Origin of the sequence: Paenibacillus sp. HGH0039, from assembly GCF_000411255.1 — a bacterium.
Taxonomy (GTDB): domain Bacteria; phylum Bacillota; class Bacilli; order Paenibacillales; family NBRC-103111; genus Paenibacillus_F.
This window is the reverse complement of record NZ_KE150412.1, coordinates 2,046,403-2,053,167: the sequence shown is the minus strand read 5'-3', so window position 1 is coordinate 2,053,167 and position 6,765 is coordinate 2,046,403. Positions and strand designations below refer to the sequence as shown.

Annotated in this window: 1 protein-coding gene; it reads left to right on the top strand. The window is 59.2% G+C overall.

Translation table 11 applies throughout. From position 1 onward, the window contains the following. Positions 1-77 precede the first annotated feature (77 nt). Entirely contained in the window at positions 78-6,740 is a 6,663-nt protein-coding gene (locus HMPREF1207_RS08945; protein WP_231392028.1) for a non-ribosomal peptide synthetase, read from the top strand. The last annotated feature ends 25 nt before the right edge of the window (positions 6,741-6,765 follow it).

Genomic DNA, 6,765 nt, shown 5'->3' with positions numbered 1-6,765 from the left:
TGATCGATGCGGCGCTGGCTGATCCGCAGGCCAAGCTATCGGCGTTAAGCATGCTGACGCCGGAGGAGAGGACGCAGGTGCTGGAATCGTTTAACGACACGACCCGCGCCTATTCATCGGATGACATGCTGACAATTCATGGGCTCCTTGAACGTCAGGCGGCGCGCACGCCGGACCGCCCGGCCGTGGTGTCGGGAAAGCGGCAATGGAGCTACCGCGAACTGAATGAACGGGCGAACCGGCTGGCGCGCACGCTTCAGGCCAAAGGTGTGGGCCGGGAGTCCCTGGTTGGCATATTGGCCGAGCGTTCACCGGAGATGATTGCCGCGGCGCTGGCAGTCATGAAGGCTGGGGGCGCCTATGTGCCGATTGATCCCGATTACCCGGAAGCGCGTATCCGCTATATGTTGGAGGACGCCGGTGTTTCGCTGCTTCTCGCACAGTCGCGGCTTCGGAACCGTGTGGCGTTTGGCGGCGAATGGCTGCTGCTGGATGATCCGCAAAGCTTCAGCGGCGACGGGTCAAATCTCGCGGACTCCGTAAAAGCCGGCGACTTGGCTTACGTCATTTATACGTCGGGTACGACGGGGCAGCCCAAAGGGGTGCTGGTTGAACATGCGGGGGTATGCAATTACAAATTGTTTTACGATGAAGCGCTTAAGGTGTGCGAACAGGACCGCGTGCTGCAGTTTGCCAGTTTTTCATTCGATGCGGCCTGCTCGGAAATGACAATGAGTTTATTTGGCGGGGCGGCACTTTATGTGCCGGACGCTTCGGTGATCGCCGATTACCGGCTGCTGGAACAATACGTGCGGGACAACGGCATTACGGTCGCCACACTTCCGCCGACTTATGCCGCTTACTTGAATCCGGCGCACATGCCGAGCCTGACGCGGCTCATTACCGCAGGCTCCGCGTCTTCCCCCGAGCTGGCGCGCCGTTGGAGCGGGTTTGTGCGCTATTTTAACAATTACGGACCGACGGAGGATTCCATCTGCTCGACGGCATGGCCGTACTCGACTTTGGACGATACAGCTAAAACGGTGCCGATCGGGCGTCCCATCGCCAATCATCAAGTATATATTTTGGGCGCGGATCAATCCATCATGCCGGTCGGCATACCCGGCGAATTGTGTGTCAGCGGAATCGGCTTGGCCCGGGGGTATTTAAACCGTCCCGAACTGACTGCGGAAAAATTCGTTCCCGTTCCGTTTGCGCCCGAACGCCGGATGTACCGGACCGGGGACTTGGCCCGGTGGCTGCCCGACGGCAATTTGGAATATATGGGGCGCATCGACGACCAAGTTAAAATCCGCGGCTACCGCATCGAGCTTGGCGATGTTTTGACGCAGTTGAACCGGCTCCCTTCCGTGCGGGAGGCGCTGATCGTTGCCCATGCGGACAAGGCTGGCGCTGTGGAACTGTGCGCCTATTTCACTGCCGAAAAGACATGGAGCGTAGGTGAACTGCGCCAAGCGCTGCTGCAAGAGCTGCCGGCCTACATGGTGCCGACTTATGCCGTGCAGCTCGCCGCGTTTCCGCTGACGCCGAACGGAAAAATCGACCGGAGCGCGCTGCCCGCGCCGGACGTTGATCTCGCGGAGCGGTCGGGCGAAGGAACGGAAGCGCCGCGCACGGCGCTGGAGGCGAGGCTGACGGAGCTGTGGCGGGAAGTGCTTGGCGCGGAAGCCGTCGGTATCCGCGATCATTTCTTCGAAATCGGCGGGCATTCGCTGCGGGCGGCGGCGCTGACGGCGCGTATTCACCAAGCGCTGCAGGTGGAAGTGCCGATGCGGATGGTGTTCGAGCATCCGACCGTCGAATCGCTGGCGCAGGCGATGGAAGGGCTGCAGCCCAATCCGTACGCGGGCATTCCGGCTGCCGGCGAGCAGGAAAGCTACCCCGTTTCGTCGGCGCAGAAACGGCTGTATGTGCTCAGCCAATTGGAGACGGACGGCTTCGGGTACAACATGCCGGGCGTCCTGCGGCTGGACGGCGAGCCGGATGTGGCGCGGCTGGAGCAGGCGTTCCGCGCGCTGATCCGGCGTCATGAAGCGCTGCGGACGGCTTTTACGCTGCGTGATGGCGTGCCGGTGCAGCGGATTGCCCCGAAGGAAGCGCCGCCGGAGTTTACGCTGCCGCGCATCCGTGTCCGAGGCGAAGCGGAAGCGCGGCAGGCGGCCCGGGCGTTTATCCGCCCGTTTGATCTGGAGCAGGCGCCGCTGCTGCGCGCCGCGCTGGTGGATGAAGGCGCTAATCGCCACCGGTTGCTGGTCGACATGCATCACATCGTATCCGATGGGGTATCGACGGCGATTTTGCTGGAGGAGCTGTCCCGGCTGTACAACGGCGAAGGCGAAAGCGAAGTGCTGCCGGAGCTGCGCATCCAGTACAAGGACTATGCGGTGTGGCAGCAGTCGGAGGCGGGAAACGAGCGTGTCCGAGCGCAGGAAGCTTACTGGCTGGAGCGGCTGAAGGGTGAGCTGCCGGTGCTGGATTTGCCGGCGGACCGGACCCGGCCGGCCGTGTTCTCCTACACGGGAGGCGTTGTCCGCTTCACCCTGGGAGCGGAACGGACAAGCGGGCTGAAGCGGCTGGCTTTGCGCACGGGAGCGACGCTGTACATGGTGCTGCTGGCGGCCTATTCCACGCTGCTGTCGAAGTACAGCGGACAAGAAGAAGTGATCGTGGGGACGCCGGTAGCGGGAAGGCCGCACGCGGAGCTGGAGCGGGTGATGGGCATGTTTGTGAACACGCTGGCGCTGCGCACGTATCCGTCGGCGGACAAGCCGTTTGAAGCGTACGTGAGGGAAGTGAAGGAGCTGGCGCTGGAAGCGTACGCGCATCAGGATTACCCGTTCGAAGAACTGGTGGAGAAGCTGAACGTGCGGCGGGATATGAGCCGCAATCCGCTGTTTGACACGATGTTCGCGTGGCAGGGCGAAGGCGGAGCCGTGCCGGAGCTGGCGGGGCTGAAGGCGAGCGCGGAGGAAGCGGATTACCGCTCGGCGAAATTCGATCTGACGCTGGATGCAGAGGAGCAGGGGGATGAACTCCTATTCCGACTGGAATACTGCGACGCGCTGTACGAGCGGGAGACGGCCGAACGGATGGCCGGCCATTTCGTGCAGTTGATCGATGCGGCGCTGGCTGATCCGCAGGCCAAGCTATCGGCGTTAAGCATGCTGACGCCGGAGGAACGCAGCGGGTTGTTGGATCATTTTGCTAATGCAGGGCTTGAGGCAGGACGAGGAATGGCGGGAGTTTTCCATGAGGCGTTTACTGCGCAGGCGGCACGTATTCCTGCCCAGACAGCCGTTGTTTACCGGGATGAACGGCTAAGTTACCGCGAGCTGGACGAACGGTCCAACCGGCTTGCCCGTAAACTGCAAGCATGCGGTGTAGGCCGAGAGACGCTTGTCGGTATTTTGGCGGGGCGATCGCCGCTGCTGCTTGTCGCCGTGCTGGCGGTCTGGAAGGCCGGGGGCGCGTATGTGCCGCTTGACCCCGATTACCCGCCGGAACGTATCCGTTTTATGCTGGAGGATAGCGGAGCATCCGTCCTGCTGACGGAAGCGGCGCTTGAACCGCGGCTGGAAGTGATTTTGGCTGATAACGAAGCCGGAACCGCGGTGCTCGCATTGGATGATGAAGCGATTTACGACGACCAGGGTTCGGCCGTTGCTGTCATCAATCGGCCCGGTGATCTTGCTTACCTGATCTACACATCGGGAACGACAGGGCGTCCGAAGGGTGTGATGATCGAGCACCAAAGCTTGATGAATACGGCGGAAGGCTACCGCCGGGAGTACCGGCTTGACCAATTTCCGGTGCGGCTTTTGCAGTTGGCCAGCTTTTCGTTCGACGTTTTTGTCGGTGATCTCGCGAGGACACTGTATAACGGCGGCATGATGGTCATTTGTCCCAAGGACGACCGACTGGACCCAACTCGCTTGCATCACTGGATTCAAGCTTACGATGTGAACGTGTTCGAATCGACGCCTGCGCTAATCGTGCCTTTTATGCAATATGTGACGGACAGGGGGCTGGACATAGGCGCGATGAAGCTGCTGATCACCAGCTCGGACAGTTGCAATGTTGCGGATTATCGCGCGCTGCAGGAACGATTCGGCGCACAAATCCGCATCATCAATGCGTATGGCGTGACAGAGGCGGCTATCGATTCCAGCTACTATGACCAGCCGCTGAAACGGCTGCCGGACGCAGGGCATGTTCCTATCGGACGACCGCTGCTGAATGCGCGATTTTATATTTTGGATTCGCAGCTTCGGCCGGTTCCCGTCGGTGTGCTGGGCGAGCTTTGCATCGGCGGAGCGGGCGTCGCGCGCGGATATTGGAACCGTCCTGACCTGACGGGCGAAAAGTTTGTGCCCAATCCCTTTGTTCCCGGAGAAAGGCTGTACCGTACGGGAGATTCGGCCCGCTGGCTGCCGGACGGCGATGTGGATTTTATAGGACGTTTGGATGACCAGGTGAAAATTAGAGGACACCGGATCGAACTTGGCGAAGTGGAGGCGCGCCTCATGAAACAGAGTTTCATTCTGGAAGCTGTTGTTGCGGGGAAGGAAAGCATCCACGGGCAAAAACAGCTTTGCGCCTATATTGTCGCCAACCGGATCATCTCCCCGGGCGAGCTTCGGAAAGAGCTCGCCGAAGAGCTGCCGGATTATATGATTCCGTCGGCTTGGGTGCAATTGGACCGTCTGCCGCTCACCCCGAACGGAAAAGTCGACCGCAAGGCGCTGCCTGCGCCAAATCGGGAGGAGAACCCGGACGCGGCCTACGCCGCTCCGCATACAAAACTGCAGCAAACGTTGACGGAGCTCTGGCAAAAGCTGCTGGGCGCCGAAACGATCGGGATAGATGATAATTTCTTTGAACGGGGCGGTCATTCGTTAACCGCCATTCAATTGATCGCTCAAGCGCAAACGGCAGGAATACCGATAGGTATTCATCATATTTTCCAAGGGCAGACGATTCGCAAGCTGTCGGCCCTGCTGGAGCAGCCTGCCGAAGTAAACATTCAGCCTGCCGAAACGGTTCAAGAAAGCGAACGGCGATTGAAGAAGGCATTTGGCCTTCGCTCCCGGTTTGTGACGGAGGAAAGCGAAGACGGTCTTCGCGTGACGCTGAATATGGAGCCGTGCCACGGAGTAAAGGTGAGTGAACTGCTCGCTTTTATTCGTGCCGAGCTTGCTTCGAATCTGCACCCGCACTATTTGACGACAGGCGAGTCTGCAGCCGATTCGGTTGCGGAGGGGAGGGACGCCGCAATAGAGCAGCTCGTGCCGCTTGCTATCTCCGAAAAATCCCCAGCCGAAATAAAACGGCGTGTTAAAAGGGAGCTTTCGCGGATACAGGTTCTCCATGAAGCTTTGCAGTCCGATATCATTGTGGGAGCAGTGGAATGCCGGTATGCGCTTGCTCCGGCTCAGGAGTACCACCTGGAGCGGCCGCAGTGCTCGGGCACCGTGATAAGGCTTGATGTGCTTGGTCTCGACGCCGATCTGTTATCCGAAGCTGTCCGCAGCCTGCTTGCTCGCCATAGCCTGCTGCGGAGTGTGCTGGTGCGCGACGGGCAGGACTGGGTGTGGGAACAGCGCGCGGTCCCGGAACAGTTGACGCTGCCTGCCGTAGACCTATCCGATTACAGCAAAGCCGATCAACAGGAACTACTCGTCCGTCTGCTGCCCAAGCTGTTTACTGAGCCCTACAGGTTAAGCGGTCGTCTGCTATATCGCATGGCGCTTGTCCGTCTGAATTGGCGGGAGCATCGGCTGCTGCTTCCCTGCTCGCATTTGATCTATGATGAGACAAGCGGGTCAATTCTCGAAAGCGAGCTGCTTGAAGCTTATCGCCGTTTGGCTAGCCGCTCGGAGGAGGACCTTACAGCTTGGCCTCAGCTTAGAACGTCGGGCGCAGAGGCCGGTACAGCCGGCATGCCGGCGGACGGTTACCCGGCTTATGTAGCGCAAGTGAGGAAGGGCCCGCAGCATATCGGGGACCATGAATTGGTTCGGCTTTTTCACCTTGAAGATTTTGACGCCGGATTGGAATTGGTGAACGAGTCAATCCAAGCTCTGCTTGGTCAAGGTTACACCAAGGCCGAGTTACGCTTCGATATGTCGGGATTCAAGGAACTTGCGTCGGTTAACTGGGGAGTGTGGTCGCTGCAGCTTGCCGGACGTTTTTTCCGCCGTTATTTGCAAGTGGCCGCGGTTCCCGTGTGGATGACGCATTACGGCAGACATTACGAAAATAATGCGTTTTTCAAAACCGTCGGCGAGTGTATCGATCAGATCCCGCTGCTGTTGACCGGCACGGAGGCCGACTCCGAATCCGTTCGGGACAAGCTCCAAACGGCCGCAGCGCGCAATATCAACTTTTTGAATCTCGTTTATAATGAACAGACCGCCTCAAACTATCCAAAGTCCCGGCGTTTGCTGCAAAAAGGATTAGACAGCACAGCGATCGTATACAACTATTTGGGCGAGTCGGAGGATGCGGCCTACTTATTTGAAGAAGCGGAAGCGGCCGGCGGCGAATCCCATGCTCAGCAACCGCCCGTACTCCATTTTACGTCACAGCATCAAGGCAGCGTATGGCAAATTTCTGTGACACTGCCTTACCGTGAAGAGAAGGAGACGATCATGGAGATGCTGGAAAAAGAGCTTCAAACTTTGGCAGCCTCCTTGCGCAGCGTTAAGGCGCACGTATAAAGTGAGCGGTCTGCAAGCCAGCTTA